The 15,148-nt window shown below is 41.0% G+C and carries 12 protein-coding genes; 2 read left to right on the top strand and 10 right to left on the bottom strand.

What is annotated here, in order from left to right; all coding sequences use genetic code 11:
• Window positions 1–169 precede the first annotated feature (169 nt).
• The 5 genes from ACQKEZ_RS01115 to zapA form a co-directional block, all read right to left on the bottom strand.
• Window positions 170–574, bottom strand: coding sequence for a DUF350 domain-containing protein (locus ACQKEZ_RS01115; protein WP_427298049.1), 405 nt, complete (start codon window positions 572–574; stop codon window positions 170–172).
• Window positions 575–587: 13 nt separating this feature from the next.
• Window positions 588–2,945 carry an endonuclease MutS2 gene (locus ACQKEZ_RS01110; RefSeq protein WP_427299280.1) on the bottom strand — a complete coding sequence of 786 codons (2,358 nt, stop codon included), beginning with the start codon at window positions 2,943–2,945 and terminating at the stop codon, window positions 588–590.
• A 21-nt stretch (window positions 2,946–2,966) separates the two neighbouring features.
• Window positions 2,967–4,679 carry a DNA polymerase/3'-5' exonuclease PolX gene (gene polX, locus ACQKEZ_RS01105; protein ID WP_427298047.1) on the bottom strand — a complete coding sequence of 571 codons (1,713 nt, stop codon included), beginning with the start codon at window positions 4,677–4,679 and terminating at the stop codon, window positions 2,967–2,969.
• Window positions 4,680–4,794: 115 nt separating this feature from the next.
• On the bottom strand, window positions 4,795–5,328 hold the full coding sequence (locus ACQKEZ_RS01100; protein ID WP_427298045.1) for a CvpA family protein: 534 nt from the start codon (window positions 5,326–5,328) through the stop codon (window positions 4,795–4,797).
• 7 nt (window positions 5,329–5,335) lie between these two features.
• Window positions 5,336–5,593: a cell division protein ZapA gene (gene zapA / locus ACQKEZ_RS01095; protein ID WP_427298043.1), complete on the bottom strand. Its 258-nt coding sequence runs from the start codon at window positions 5,591–5,593 to the stop codon at window positions 5,336–5,338.
• A 103-nt stretch (window positions 5,594–5,696) separates the two neighbouring features.
• Between zapA and rnhC the strand changes: the two genes are divergently transcribed.
• On the top strand, window positions 5,697–6,656 hold the full coding sequence (rnhC, locus tag ACQKEZ_RS01090) for a ribonuclease HIII (RefSeq protein ID WP_427298041.1): 960 nt from the start codon (window positions 5,697–5,699) through the stop codon (window positions 6,654–6,656).
• 47 nt (window positions 6,657–6,703) lie between these two features.
• Here rnhC and pheT read toward each other — a convergent pair whose 3' ends face one another.
• The 3 genes from pheT to ACQKEZ_RS01075 all read right to left on the bottom strand — a co-directional run bounded on the left by pheT (window position 6,704) and on the right by ACQKEZ_RS01075 (window position 11,285).
• Window positions 6,704–9,118, bottom strand: coding sequence for a phenylalanine--tRNA ligase subunit beta (gene pheT, locus ACQKEZ_RS01085; protein WP_427298039.1), 2,415 nt, complete (start codon window positions 9,116–9,118; stop codon window positions 6,704–6,706).
• Window positions 9,119–9,134: 16 nt separating this feature from the next.
• Complete coding sequence (pheS, locus tag ACQKEZ_RS01080; protein WP_427298037.1) at window positions 9,135–10,169, bottom strand: phenylalanine--tRNA ligase subunit alpha; 1,035 nt, start codon at window positions 10,167–10,169, stop codon at window positions 9,135–9,137.
• Window positions 10,170–10,538: 369 nt separating this feature from the next.
• Window positions 10,539–11,285 carry a TrmH family RNA methyltransferase gene (locus ACQKEZ_RS01075; RefSeq protein WP_427298035.1) on the bottom strand — a complete coding sequence of 249 codons (747 nt, stop codon included), beginning with the start codon at window positions 11,283–11,285 and terminating at the stop codon, window positions 10,539–10,541.
• Window positions 11,286–11,398: 113 nt separating this feature from the next.
• Here ACQKEZ_RS01075 and sspI point away from each other — a divergent pair, with 113 nt between their 5' ends.
• On the top strand, window positions 11,399–11,614 hold the full coding sequence (gene sspI, locus ACQKEZ_RS01070) for a small acid-soluble spore protein SspI (RefSeq protein ID WP_427298033.1): 216 nt from the start codon (window positions 11,399–11,401) through the stop codon (window positions 11,612–11,614).
• Between the two features lie 41 nt (window positions 11,615–11,655).
• Here the strand turns inward: sspI and cstA are convergent, their stop codons facing one another.
• Window positions 11,656–13,452 carry a carbon starvation protein CstA gene (cstA, locus tag ACQKEZ_RS01065; protein WP_427298031.1) on the bottom strand — a complete coding sequence of 599 codons (1,797 nt, stop codon included), beginning with the start codon at window positions 13,450–13,452 and terminating at the stop codon, window positions 11,656–11,658.
• A 587-nt stretch (window positions 13,453–14,039) separates the two neighbouring features.
• Window positions 14,040–15,128 (bottom strand): M42 family metallopeptidase, encoded by a 1,089-nt coding sequence (locus ACQKEZ_RS01060; protein ID WP_427298029.1) that lies wholly within the window; start codon window positions 15,126–15,128, stop codon window positions 14,040–14,042.
• Window positions 15,129–15,148: the final 20 nt, after the last annotated feature.

The following is a 15,148-nucleotide window of genomic DNA, read 5'->3' as shown; positions in this document are numbered from 1 at the left end:
ACACAACCACCTTTTATGTAGATAAAAACTGTCAAGGTGATGCCCTGACAGTTTTGAGAGGATGTTTAGCCTCTATCCTTTCCTACATGAACATGTAAATTGCACCAATGACCGCAAAAGCGCAGGCAACAACAATTAATACTTTTGCTAGTTTTTCCATTTCGTCTCCTTAAATGCCGGCAGCTACGACATATGATAGCCCGATTGAAATAATGAGTGAAATAAACCCGACGGCTCTGTTATCATTCTCAATCTCTTTATCTACTTTAAATCGTGGTGTCAGGAATTCGAAAATGAAGTAGCTGACGAGCAGCATGATAAAGCCATATACGCCCCATCCGACCATTTGCAAAAGAGAATTGTGCTGTGCAATGGAATGTTGGAACACATTGGCAATCCCAAAAATTTTCCCGCCTGTTGCCATCGCAACGGCTAAATTCCCACGTTGAATTTCCTCCCAATTTTTATAAGAGGTCACCAATTCAAAAACGGTTAAAAATAAGACAAGACAAAGGACTGCTACGCTGTAATAGGCGGCAATCTCGACCAGTTCATTTTCCCAAAAGGCTTTCATTCGTTTTCTCCTTTTATTTTAATTCGACGATAGTGACACCTGATCCTCCTTCGCCCTGTTCCCCAAACCTTGCATTTTTCACACTACGATGATGCTTTAGTAATTCTTGTACACCTTTACGCAGGGCACCTGTTCCTTTTCCATGAATAATAGAAACGCGTGGATATCCCGCCAAAACAGCATCATCTAGATATTTTTCGACCCTGCTTAAGGCATTTTCATACCGTTCGCCTCTTAAATCAAGTTCAAGAGATACATGATAATCTTTCCCTTTCACAGCGGTAATGGCTTTTTCCTGTTTAAATTCAGGTGCCGATTTGATAAATTCCATATCTTTTTCTTTTACTTTCATCTTCAGGATGCCCATTTGGACACCCCATTCTTTGTTACCTGTTTTTTTAAGCAATGTTCCTTTTTGTCCAAAGGTGACAACCTTTACTTCATCACCTGGCTTCAAGGTACGTACGTCTGTTTTAGGAGTTTCCGCTTTTTTCTTTCGCTGAAATTCTGGTACAGCTTCTTCAAGACGTTTTCGCGCATCAATGAGTTCATGCTCTTTAAAAGAACGATGTTCACTTTTTAACGTTCTTAACTCATGAATGATGTCTTCGGCTTCTTTCGTCGCTTGATCGACTTTTTCTTTTGCTTCTTGCTCTGCTTTTTCGAGAAGCTTGTCCTTTTGATTGTTCCAATCAATGATTTGATTTTGGAGTTCCATGTGTAGTTTTTCAGCTTCTTTTCTAAAGTCCTCTGTTTGTTTTAGCTCTTGATCAGCACGCTTTTTGCTATCTTCTAATGAAGCAATCATTGTGTCTACTTCATTATGCTCTGCATGCATTTCAGATTTGGCTCGATCTATGAGATGACCTGGCAAGCCAAGGCGTTTAGAAATTTCAAAGGCATTGCTTCGTCCAGGAACACCAATAAGAAGTCGATATGTGGGTGATAAGGTTTCAATATCAAACTCCACACTCGCATTCGTGACGCCATCCCTATTATATCCGTAAGCTTTCAGTTCTGGATAGTGCGTTGTGGCAATGACACGCGCATTTGTTTGATGCACCTCATCCAAAATGCTCATGGCAAGCGCCGCGCCTTCTGCAGGGTCTGTCCCTGCTCCTAGCTCATCAAACAAAACAAGGGAATTAGGCGATAGATTCTTCAATATATCCACGATGTTTACCATATGAGATGAGAATGTACTTAAGCTTTGTTCTATTGATTGTTCATCACCAATATCAGCAAATACTTGGTCAAACACAGCGATTTCTGATCCTTCTTCTACGGGAATATGCAGGCCAGATTGCGCCATTAATGTTAAAAGTCCTAACGTTTTTAGCGTGACCGTTTTCCCTCCCGTATTCGGGCCTGTAATCACAATGGTAGAGAATTCTTTCCCTAATTCAATATCGTTCGCGACGACTTGATCTTTGGACAGAAGCGGATGCCTTGCCTTTTTTAAGTAAATTTCACCTTGGCCATTCACTAAAGGTTTTGTCGCTTTTTCTGCTTTTGCGTACTTAGCTTTTGCAAAAATAAAATCAAGTGTCTGAAGTTCTTTGACATTATGTAGCAGTTCTTCAATATGAACAGCTACTTTTTCTGTCAACATTTGAAGAATTCGCTCAACCTCTTGCTTCTCTTTTAACCTCGTCTGTTGCAGAGTATTGTTTAGGTCGACGACGACTTGTGGTTCGATAAAAAGAGTCGCTCCCGAAGACGACTGATCATGTACAATTCCGCCATAGTTTGAACGGTACTCTTGTTTGACCGGTATGACAAAGCGATCATTCCGAATCGTTACAATTGTATCTGAGAGCATTTTTGAAGCAGATTGAGAACGAATCATTGATTCTAATTTATCACGCACTCGTGATTCTAGTGAACGCAATTGTGTTCGTAAGGTACGAAGCGTGTCAGTCGCATGATCTAACACCTCTCCACTATCATCTATGCAAGAATCAATATCCTTTTTTAATTCAGGCAGAGATATTAAAGATTCTGCATATGTATAAAGAAGTGGTATGTCAACACCGTCTTCAAACATTGATTGAAGAAAATGCTTCATATTTTTCACTGCATATAATAGACCTGCGATTTCCATAAGCTCGGCCGGACTTAATGTACTTCCGATCTCAGCCCGCTTCAGCCCGCGTCTAATATCTGTCAAACCGCCAAAGGGTGCTGAACCTTTCAGACGGATAACATCTTGTGCTTCATCTACCTCTTCAAGAAGGTGCTGAATTTTTTCTATAGATGTGATGGGCACTAGTTCTCGTGCCTTCTCTTTCCCAAGAGCGGACGCAGTATGTGCCATCACTTTTTCTTTTACTTTTTGAAATTCAAGTGATGCTAAAGCCTTTTGTTGCAGCATTGTACAGCCTCCTAACGACTATCTGTCGCGCTTTAAAAACTCTTTCAGCTCATCGAGTGAATACGTATTAAGGACATTTGATGTTGATGTCCACCCTTTTCTTGCTGCGGTAACACCAATTTCCATATGATCTAGCATGGCGATGTTGTGTGCATCTGTGTTAATGATGATTTTCACGCCTGCTTCATTCGCTTTGATTAAATGTTCCGCCTTTAAATCAAGCCTTGCTGGGTTACTATTTAATTCAAGTGCAGTCCCCGTTTTTTTGGCAAGCTCAATTAATTGATCAATATTCAGTGCGTAGCCTTCACGTCTGCCAATCAGGCGTCCCGTCGGATGTGCAATCAAATCAACGTGCTGATTGTGCAGTGCATTCTCAAGTCGCTCCATGATGACTTCCTCTGGTTGAGAGAAGCTAGAATGAATGGATGCAATCACAAAATCCATCTCTGCCAAGAATTCATCATCGTAATCAAGCGTCCCGTCAGGTAAAATATCCATTTCTACACCTTTCAAAATATGAAAATGTTCAAATTCCTGATTGAGCATGTCAATTTCTTTCGCTTGTAGACGTAAGCGTTCCTTTGTCAAACCGTTGGCAACCTTAAGATATTGTGAGTGATCGGTTATTGCCATGTATTCATAGCCCTTTGCGATACAGGCTTCTGCCATCTCTCGAATTGAGAATGCACCATCACTCCACGTAGAGTGCATATGAAGGTCCCCTTTGATATCACTCAGTTGCACAAAGCGCATACTTTCTTTATACGTATCAATTTCAGCGCCGGTTTCACGAATTTCTGGCGGGATGAGTGGAAGGTCAAAATGAGCATAAAAAGTCTGTTCATTCTCAAACGTTTGAACTTCCCCTGTTTCAATGTTTTCTACGCCATATTCGCTAATTCGCTCACCACGTTCTTTTGCAAGCTGTCTCATTTTAATGTTGTGATCCTTAGATCCTGTAAAATGATGTAATGTTGTGGCAAACTGCTCCTGTGTGACCAGCCTGAAATCAACACTGATTTCAAATTCAAGGGCAAGGAGCACAGATACCTTTGTATCACCACTTGCAATGATCTCTTTGACATGATCAAGTGCAACGAGCTGTTCCCTTACTTCTGCTGGATGATCGGTCGCAATAATATAATCCAAATCCTTCACAGTCTCACGCGCTCTTCGCAAGCTTCCTGCTCTTGAGTAACGCTTAATGACTTCTATTTCATCAAGGGCTTGATCAATTCGTTCTGCAACATCAAGCGCAAAGCCAATTGGTAATCGCTCTGGCTGTTTGCCCGCTTCCTCAAGTGCCGCTAAAATTTTCTCCTCGGTTTTTTTACCGAAGCCAGCAAGGGTTTGAACTTTGTTCTCTTCGCAGGCAGCCTTTAATGAGTCTTCATCATGAACACCTAGCTCTTGGTAAAGTTTTGCGATTTTTTTCCCGCCCAAACCTTGAAGCTTTAGAAGCGGTACAAGTCCTTCCGGTACATCTTTTTTTAATTGTTCTAGTGTTTGTGAATGTCCTTGCTCGATATATTCTGTGATCACAGCAAACGTTCCCTTGCCAATTCCTGGCAACTTCATTAGATCATCTATTTGAGAAAGACTACGTTCGTCCTGTTCAATTGCCGCAGCAGCTTTACGAAAAGCCGATATTTTGAAAGGATTATCTCCTTTCAACTCCATATACACCGCAATTGTTTCCAGAAGTTTAATAATATCTTTTTTATTCATGATTTCATCCTCCAGCCGGTTTCACATCTTCCTTTTAAATGATACAAACTTTTCCGCTATCCTACAACTTCCTGTCGTGGAATGAGAAAAAACTCCTCCAATGAAGGAGAAGTTTTTATGCTCCATATGTCGTCCATAGTTCATTTACAAGACTAGACAAGTAAGGGGTGTGGTTGACGATCACATCTGCCAATATTGATTTACTCATTAGTATTTGTAGCGTATCAACTGGAAGTAATGCTGCAACAAACAGAAGAATGAATACAAATAAATAAGTTTCAAGAAATCCTAAAACACCGCCAAGCAATTTGTTCATTTGCTTGATGACCGGAATGCTTGCGATAGTAGTGAGTAATCCACCAATGATCACAAGCAGGATTTTCGTCAAAATAAACAGAATGATAAACGCAATGGTATGATAATAAGCTGTTTCCAAATTCCCGCTAATGAAAGCAAGTGGCGCTTGCCCCCCACTAAAATCCGGTGATGGAATCCATGTGAGTTGTGGTGCCAATGCCTTATAGAACAGGGATGCAACTAAGATGGAAACGATAAAGCTTACTAATTTAATAAACTGAATGATAAACCCGCGCTTTAGACCGACAAGTGTTCCCATAAGGAGCAAAAACAAAATGATGATATCGATCATGGCTATCTCAATCCTTTTCTTTAAGCTGAAGCTCCAATTTTTCGTATTTCTCTATCATTTTCAAGTAGTCGTGGACGACATTGACTGCTGTCAGCACAGCTAATTTGTTTATATCAAGGTGTGGGTTTTTTTCATTTATTTCTCTCATCTTATCATCAACAATTGAAGCAACATGCCTCATATGCACTTTTGACTCTTGACCAATCATTGTGTATGGCTGTCCGTAAATCTCAACTGTTGTTTTCGTTTTACCGCCGTCAGACAACGTTTCTCCTCCATTCAACGAGAATCCTAGACTCTATCATAACATGTTTAGACATTGAATGGAAAGACGACCCCTTGCCTGTTATGGTACACTTTAGAAATCAATGAATTCAAGTAAAAAGGAGTTATCCATTGTGCCTCAAGCTGTCATTAATGCAACACCTGAAGACGTGAGTAAAATCAAACATTTCTATTCAAAACAATTGACTGATACTGTACCACAAGGCGCCTTATTTCAAGCCAAAGTTCCCGGCTGTACCATTACTGCTTATCGTTCAGGAAAGATTCTATTTCAAGGAAAGCAGGCTGAAGCTGAATGTCGTCAATTTGGAATCAGGCAACAAGAACCGACAGTAAAAACAGCTAAAGCGCAGGCGACTAATCAATATTCGCCTCCCCAGAATATTGCCTCAATGTCTGTCATTGGCTCAGATGAGGTAGGAACTGGCGATTATTTCGGACCGATGACTGTATGTGCTGCCTATGTTGATTCTAGCCACCTCGCCCTTATGAAAGAGCTTGGCGTAAAAGATTCCAAAGGATTAAAAGATCCCCAAATTGTAAACATCGCAAAAGATTTGATTCAGACCATTCCATATAGCTTACTCGTCCTCCGAAACGAAAAATATAATGAAATGCAGGCAAAAGGGATGAGTCAAGGGAAGATGAAGGCTTTGCTTCATAATCAGGTCATCACCTCTGTCCTTAATAAAATGGATGGCAAAAAGCCAGAAGCCATTTTAATTGATCAATTTGCAGAGCCTGGTATTTATTTTAGACATCTTGCTGGAAAAAAAGTGATTCGAGAACGGACTTACTTCAGTACAAAAGCAGAAGGAATTCACCTTTCAGTTGCCGCTGCTTCTATCATTGCAAGGTATGCATTTTTAATCGAGATGGATCAATTATCAAACGCTGCCGGTTTTGACATTCCGAAAGGAGCAGGTTCACATGTGGATCAGGCTGCTGCCAAATTAATTAAACGAAAGGGCGAGGAAGCTTTAAATCAATTCACCAAACTTCACTTTGCCAATACACAAAAAGCCAAAAAACTTGTACGCTAAGAAATAAAAAAGGAGCTGACAGCATTTGCTGCCGAGCTCCTTTTAATTTATCCACGCAATACGGCTTGATAGGTGTCTTCTAATGCTTTGAGAACCTTTGTATGAACAGCCGTTACTTCTTCTTCTGTTAAAGTTTGCTCTGGGTTTAAATATTGAAGAGAGAAAGCGACTGACTTCTTCCCTTCTTCCATATGCTCACCTTCATAAACGTCAAAGACAGAGACTTCAATAAGTAAGCTGCCGCCTGCTTCATAAATCACTTGTTCCAATTGACCGCTTGACACATGCTTGTCTACCACTAGCGCGATATCTCTTGTGACAGATGGGAATCTAGGAATGGACGTGTACTTCAAATCTGTACTTTCTGATGTCAGCACATCCGATAAATCGAATTCAAATACATACGTTTCTTTCAGATCAAGTTCTTTTTCTACAACTGGATGAAGCCCGGCTACAAAACCAATGACTTTCCCATTTAAATGAACTTCTGCTGTCCGTCCCGGATGTAGTCCTTCACGCTGTGTCTGCACATAGGTGATCTGTTTTGAAACGCCCAGCTTTTCGAAAAGGCCTTCGGCAATCCCTTTTGCGACATAAAAATCAACTGGCTTTTTCTCACCTTGCCAAAGATTTTTATGCCATAAGCCTGTTATGGCACCTGCAACATGTTCTTTTTCTACTGGCTTCGCACCGTCAGCTTCTGCTAAAAAGACTGAACCAGTCTCATAAAAGCCAAATGAATCTGCTTGTCTTGCAAGGTTATATGCGACTGAATCAAGTAAGTTCGGAAGAAGACTTTGTCTTAGCACACTGCGTTCTTCACTCATTGGAAGTGATAGCTTTGTTTTAAATGCAGGATTTAATGCCAACGCCGTCGCTTTTTGTTGATTTGTTAAGGAGTACGTAATGGCTTGAGAAAGTCCAGCCCCCTCTAAAAAACGTCTCACCTTTCTACGCTTCACTTGAAATGGTGTTAATCCGCCAACCGTTCCTGAAGTCATAGGAAGTGTTGATGGTATGTTATCATAGCCGTATAAACGAGCGATTTCCTCAATTAAATCTTCTTCGATGCTCATATCAAGTCTTCGTGAAGGAACTGTTACGACTAGTACATCTTTCGCTTCTCCAACTGTAAAGCCGAGCTTATCGAAGATGTGAATCATCTCTTCCTTCGCAATGTTCATACCAAGCACTTTATTAACCCGCTCAATGGACACATTGATGGTATTCGTTTTATTTTCGATATGATTTTCCTCGACTGTGCCGCTTAGCACTTCGCCGCCTGCATAAAGACTGATTAACTGAGCTGCTCTTTCTGCTGCTGGTTTCGCACGCTGTGGATCTAATCCTTTTTCAAATCGTGTACTCGCCTCACTACGCAGTCCAAGATCTCTTGATGCTGTTCGAACCGTTTGTCCGTGGAAATATGCGGATTCAAGTAAGATCGTTGTTGTCTCATCACGTACTTCTGAATCAAAGCCACCCATAACCCCTGCAACCGCTTGAGCTGTTGATCCGTTTGTGATCACAAGATGCTCGGATGATAATTTTCTTTCTTGTTCATCTAATGTCTGAATGACTTCGTTATCTGCTGCTTTTCGAACAACGACTTGTTTAGAACCAAAGCGATCATAGTCAAAAGCATGTAATGGCTGACCATATTCAAGCAAAACGAAGTTTGTCATATCAATTACATTATTGATTGGACGAATACCAGCACTCATTAACCTTGTTTGTATCCATAATGGTGCAGGACCAACTTTTACATTTTTGATGATTTTTGCTACATAAAGAGGATTTGCCTCTGTATCATCAATTTGAACAGAAATGTAATCTGCTGCTTTTTCCGAAATTGTCTCATGTGCTGAATTCGGGAGTTTCACATCACGATCTAAAATTGCCGCCACCTCATATGCAACACCAAGCATATTGAGTGCATCAGCACGGTTTGGTGTAAGACCAAGTTCTAATATGGCATCATCTAGCTGAAGAGCCCCTAGTGCATCATCCCCTGGCTTCACACCTGTTGGAAAAACAAATATACCTTCTGCGTATTCCTTCGGCACAAGCTTTCCTTCTACTCCAAGTTCTTGAAGAGAACAAATCATCCCGTTAGATTCTTCGCCGCGAAGCTTTGCTTTTTTAATTTTAAAATTGCCCGGCAACACAGCGCCAACTGTAGCAACAGCGACATGTTGTCCTTTCTCTACATTTGGTGCGCCGCAAATGATTTGGACAGGCTCCTCTTCGCCGATATCCACGAGACATTTATTTAATTTATCAGCATTTGGATGCTGTTCACGCTCTAAAACGTGGCCGACGACAACGCCTTTTATACCTTCACTCTTGTATTCGACTGCTTCTACCTCGATGCCACTTCTTGTGATTCGTTCCGCTAATTCGTTCGGCTGGATGCCTTCCAAATCTACATAGTCTTCTAACCATTTATATGAAACAAACATTGCGATTATCCTCCTCTTAGTCCTGCTTAAACTGCTTTGTAAATCTGATGTCGTTTGTGTAAAAATGACGAATATCATCAATGCCGTATTTCAACATGGCAATACGCTCAACACCCATTCCAAAAGCAAAACCTTGATATGTGTTTGAGTCAAATCCGCTCATTTCTAGTACGTTTGGATGCACCATCCCAGCACCTAAAATCTCGATCCAACCAGTCCCTTTACAAACTGAACAGCCTTTGCCGCCACATTTAAAACAAGAGACGTCGACTTCTACAGAAGGTTCAGTAAATGGGAAAAAGCTTGGACGAAGTCTAATTTCACGATCTTCACCGAACATTCTTTTCGCAACTGTTTCGAGTGTTCCTTTTAGATCACTCATGCTAATGTTGTGATCAACCACAAGTCCCTCGATTTGCATGAATTGGTGTGAATGCGTCGCATCATCACTGTCTCTTCTGTACACTTTTCCTGGACAAATGATTTTCACAGGTCCTTTGCCTTTGTGTTTCTCAAGTGTACGAGCCTGTACAGGAGATGTTTGTGTTCTCATTAATGTCTCTTCTGTAATATAAAAGCTATCCTGCATATCTCGTGCTGGATGCTCCTTCGGAAGGTTCAAGGCTTCAAAGTTGTAATAATCTGTCTCAACCTCTGGTCCTTCTTCCACTGTATACCCCATGCCAATGAATAAATCTTCAATATCTTCTACGACAATCGTTAACGGATGTCTTGCTCCGATCTTTATTGGACTTGCTGGGAGTGTGACATCAATTGTTTGAGAAGCAAGCTGTTTTTGTACTTCTTCCGCTTCTAATTGTTCGTTTTTCGCTGCGATTTCACTTGCAATGCGTTCTCTCACTTCATTCGCAAGTGCGCCCATTTTAGGTCTTTCTTCGGCAGAAAGTTTGCCCATCCCGCGCAATACTTCAGTGATCGGACCTTTCTTCCCTAAATATTGAACGCGAATATCGTTCACTTCTTTTAGCGAACTAGCTGACTCTACTTTAGCTACAGCCTCTAGTTCAAGCTGTTTTAACGTTTCTTGCATGAATGAAATCCTCCTTTTTATATACCAAACCTTCTGGGTTTTTGGTTCTCATGTTCCAATACAACAAAAAAACCCGTCCCAAATATGAAGGGACGAGTTGTGGTCGCGGTACCACCCTTTTTAAGCACAATACATGTGCGAATAAGCTTCATTGACATAACGGAAACAAACGAATCCGGTTCACCTTTACGCCTAAGAGGCGGTCCCGGTGACAACTCCAGAGGTGAATTCCTGTTTCAGCTTACCTTAAATGCACTTTCAGTCTATGGTGCACTCTCCCTAATAGGTAGCACATTGAAACAATATTCCTCTATCATGGTTTTTAAAATATTAGTTATATTATAGTGAAATTCAGCTAGTCATGCAACATTATCCACGTAAATGATAAAGAAGAACGGCTGCTGCAATCGCAACATTTAGTGATTCTGCTTTCCCGTACATAGGTACATATAAATTTTGATCGGTCATACTTAATAGATCAGGATCAATTCCAGCCCCTTCATTGCCTACGATGAGCGCAAATGCTTCTTCTGCTGGCACTTCTTGATACACCTTTGCCTCTTTTAACGCACTTCCATAAACAGGGATTCTCTTCTCCTTTAACACCAAAATCGCATTTGAAAGCGTCTGCTTCAAAATTGGTAGGTGAAAGTGTGAACCTTGTGCTGAGCGTAACGTTTTCCCATTATAGGCATCCACCGTTCCATCACCTAAAATAACAGCATCAAGTCCAGCTGCATCCGCTGTCCGAATCAGTGTACCAAGATTGCCAGGATCTTGAACAGCATCTAATAGCAACACCCTTTTATGTTCTTTTTCTTGAAAATGAGGAATTGTGCAGATAGCCGCAATTTGCTGGGGCGTTTCTGTTTCTGTCATGGCAGAAAACGCTTCTTCACTCAATTCATATATATCAATTTCTTGATCGACATCCTGTGGTACCATTTCAGGGGATGTGACCAATAATTCCTCCACAGTTCCGCTCATCTTTAACGCTTCTTCAACAAGGTGTTTTCCTTCAACGAGGAATTGCCCTGTTTTTGCGCGCTCCTTTTTTGTATGGAGCTTCTTCCACTGTTTGATTTTTGCATTTTTTGCTGATTCTATATATTTCAATCGATCTTAACTCCTTTAATTAACATGAATTTATTATATCTCAAGCAGACTACATAATAAACCTGTCTTTGAGACAGAATATGGCTATCACTATAAAAAAAGGAGTGTATGCAGTGAATTTCAATTTAAGAAATGCAGTCATTCAAAATATCACAGGTCATGATCAGGAACAGCTTGAGCATACAATATTAGATGCGATTCAAAGTGGAGAAGAAAAGATGCTTCCAGGGCTTGGCGTCTTGTTCGAAGTTCTATGGCAAGAAGCTTCCGAAAACGAAAAACATGAAATCTTGGAAACATTAGAGCAAGGTCTCAAACCGCAGCACTAAATAGAACCGACTTGCTGTTTTAAAAGCAAGTCGGCTTTTCGTTAACCTGAAATTGGGGCCTCCATTCGAAGCGCTGGGTCACGCCAAATGTCGACCCATTTTTTGATGGCAAAGACAATAATAATAAAGCCTAGCACAAGCATGATGACTGATAACACAGCATTTAACACACTATACCCAGAAGCATTAGGGTTTAAGTACACATTGGCAATCATCCAATAACCTGCGTAATTGACTGTTACATATAAATAAGCAAGCGGGATCAAACATGTCAGCATATACCGTCTTTTATCAGCGATCTTCAACACAACCGTCGCACCGATAATTAAACCAACAGACGCCATTAACTGGTTTGAGACACCAAACAATGCCCAAATAGAGCCTATATCACCTGAATAGAGTAAATATCCCCACATAAAGCAAGCAAGCGCACTTGCAAAAATGGACCCCGGCACCCAATCATTTCGCTTTAGTGGCTTATACACCTCGCCAAAGAAATCTTGAATTAAGTAGCGCGCTACACGAGTACCTGCATCAATTGCAGTCAAAATAAAGACCGCTTCAAACATAATGACAAATTGAAAAAAGTAAGAGGCCAAATGACTAAAAAACGGTATTCCCGTAAAAATATAAGCCATTCCAACTGCTAATGTAACGGCTCCACCTGTTCTTCCTTCTAAATCGAGACCAATCTCCTTGCTTAATTGCGGGAGGTTTTCAACACTCATTCCAAGTGTACGAAAAACCTCTGGCGTGCTGTTAATTGCAAAATAATCTCCTGGATGAAGTGCAGTGGCTGCAATTAATGCCATGATCCCAACAAGACATTCGACAAGCATTGCACCAAATGCGACTGGTTTCATATCACTCCAGCGATCTAGCATTTTAGGTGTCGTTCCTGATCCCACAAACGCATGAAACCCTGAAATAGCGCCACACGCAATTGTGATGGAAATAAAAGGCCACACTGGCCCCGCCAAAACAGGTCCCCCACCATTCACAAACTCTGTAAATGCGGGAAATTGAATCGCTGGGTTGACAACAAATATGCCGACTACAAGGGCAATAAATACACCAATTTTCATAAAACTGCTTAAATAATCCCTTGGCGCAAGTAGCAGCCAAACTGGAAGTGCCGCTGCAAAAAAAGCATACACAGGCAAAGCAAGTGCAAGCGTTTTCGTCTCCAGTGTTAAAAAGTCACCAAGTGCTGTCCCTTGGAGATTAGGCCCAAGAAACACACCGACCATAAGCAATATAAAACCTGCGGAAGTAGCAAGCTTTAAATTTCCTGTTTTCTTATAATAAAGCCCAACGCCCATTGCAATTGGTATAGTAATTCCCACTGCAAATGTCCCCCAAGGGTTACGTTCTAGCGCATGCAGAACAACCATCGAAAGCCCTGCCATCGTAATCGTAATGATAAACAGCATCGCTAGTCCTGTACAAAAACCTGCGACAGGTCCAAGTTCTTCTTTTGCCACCTCTGATAATGATTTCCCCTGTTTTCGCATTGAAGCAAACAAAACAACAATATCATGAACGGCTCCTCCGATCACCGCCCCAATCAGAAGCCACAGAAGCCCCGGCAAATAACCAAACTGTGCCGCCAGTATGGGACCAACAAGTGGTCCTGCAGCAGCAATCGCTGCAAAGTGATGGCCGAATGTTACCCACTTATTTGTCGGTACATAATCCTTTCCATCTTCTAATGTATGCGCAGGTGTTGGATGCTCATCTGTTACCTTCAGCACCTTTGCCATCATAAATGTGCCATACAGCCGATAAGCAATTGCTAAAATACACATTGAACCAATCACAATTGTAACCGCATTCACTTAAACCATCCCCCATTTCACACAATTCGTTACAAATATAACATAATTTGATTGTTTTTTCTTACTCCAAAAACAAAGTTAAAAGATATGTATAGTTTAAATGAATCTTGTTTTAACTTCACCTACTCCCATCAAATCTCTTTTGACAGAGCGCCTTTGTGTGCTCTGTGCTTTTTTATGATACAAAAAAACACACATGATCACATGTGCATTTGTAACTAGAAAGTTTTAGAGTAGGATCAATTCTATGTAGATCTGACTTTGTTCAATTCGCAACTGACCCTTTACCTTAAATGAGCTGATAGGCTAGACATTTTCCTTTTTTCATATTGGATGCACCACGCATAATAAATATTCGTTCAGCTGAACATCCTTGAAGCCTTTGATAACAATCATTCCACTCAGTTCGTTTCTCCCATGACTATTCAAGTAAAAACAGTGACTGCTACTAAAAATCTCACTTCATTTCCTGGGAAATCGCAACAGCTCAGTCTCTTTTCTTACTCTAAAGCCTTTATATCTACTGACCTTTCTTCTCTAAAAACCAAAAAGCCTTTTCTTCTATGAAAGAGGAAAAGGCTTTTTTATTAAGAACCGTAAGTAATGTGATGTACTGTTTTTTGGTCAAGTCTTTTAATGACCTCTGTTAACAGTTTGACAGCATTCTCATAATCGTCCCTATGGATCATTGCAGCGTGTGTATGGATGTATCTACTTGGAATACCGATAGAGAGTGATGGAACGCCATGACCCGTTAGATGAATACCACCTGCATCTGTTCCGCCACCAGGTGCTGAGTCAAATTGATATGGAATGTTAAGCTCTTCGGCTGTCTGGACGACAAAATCACGTAGTCCTTTATGAGATACCATAGACGCATCAAAGACAACAATGGTTGGTCCTTTACCTAATTTGCTTGTCGCTTCTTTTTCTGTAATACCAGGAGTATCTCCAGCAACACCAACATCAATTGCGAAACCGATATCAGGTTGAATGGTTTGGGCTGCTGTCTTAGCTCCGCGCAATCCAACTTCCTCTTGTACAGTCGCCACACTGTACGCAATGTTTTCATGTTTTGTTTCATGTAAATTCTTCATCACGTCAATGGCAACTGCACAGCCAATCCGGTTGTCCCACGCTTTTGCAAGTAATAGTTTTTCATCGTTCATGACAGTAAATTCAAAGTAAGGAACGATTTGATCACCAGGTACAACGCCCCATTCCATTGCTTGTTCACGGCTTGAAGCACCAATATCAATAAACATATCAGTGATCTCAACAGATTTCTTTCGTGCCTCTGGAGAGAGTACGTGGGGTGGCTTAGAGCCAATAATGCCCGTAATCTCCCCTTTATTTGTCACAATCGTTACACGCTGTGCAAGCATCACCTGTGACCACCAGCCTCCTACTGTTTGAAAGCGGATAAAGCCCTTTTCGTCGATTTTGGTTACCATGAAACCAACTTCATCTAGGTGACCAGCTAACATGATCTTTGGTCCGTTTGGGTCTCCTGCTTTTTTCGCAATAAAACTACCAAGACGGTCAGTTGATACTTCATCTGCATAAGATTCTATGTATGTCTGCATCACTCTTTTCACATCTCGTTCATTACCTGGAATACCTTTCGCATCTGTTAGGTCTTTAAGCATAGTTAATGTCTGATCTAGCTTTTTCATCCGTTTTTTCCTCCTTTAAC

The sequence above is a fragment of the Bacillus sp. NPDC077027 genome (genome assembly GCF_050269555.1).
Lineage (GTDB): Bacteria > Bacillota > Bacilli > Bacillales > Bacillaceae > Bacillus.
Note: the sequence above shows the minus strand (reverse complement) of the source record. Positions and strands in the feature narration are given on the sequence as shown.

What these genes read in the sequence shown, in the direction of transcription:
- polX (WP_427298047.1), bottom strand. Translation starts at nt 4,679, where the DNA reads ATGAATAAAAAAGATATTATTAAACTTCTGGAAACAATTGCGGTGTAT.
- ACQKEZ_RS01115 (WP_427298049.1), bottom strand. Translation starts at nt 574, where the DNA reads ATGAAAGCCTTTTGGGAAAATGAACTGGTCGAGATTGCCGCCTATTAC.
- ACQKEZ_RS01060 (WP_427298029.1), bottom strand. Translation starts at nt 15,128, where the DNA reads ATGAAAAAGCTAGATCAGACATTAACTATGCTTAAAGACCTAACAGAT.
- pheT (WP_427298039.1), bottom strand. Translation starts at nt 9,118, where the DNA reads ATGTTTGTTTCATATAAATGGTTAGAAGACTATGTAGATTTGGAAGGC.
- ACQKEZ_RS01100 (WP_427298045.1), bottom strand. Translation starts at nt 5,328, where the DNA reads ATGATCGATATCATCATTTTGTTTTTGCTCCTTATGGGAACACTTGTC.
- rnhC (WP_427298041.1), top strand. Translation starts at nt 5,697, where the DNA reads ATGAATTCAAGTAAAAAGGAGTTATCCATTGTGCCTCAAGCTGTCATT.
- pheS (WP_427298037.1), bottom strand. Translation starts at nt 10,169, where the DNA reads ATGCAAGAAACGTTAAAACAGCTTGAACTAGAGGCTGTAGCTAAAGTA.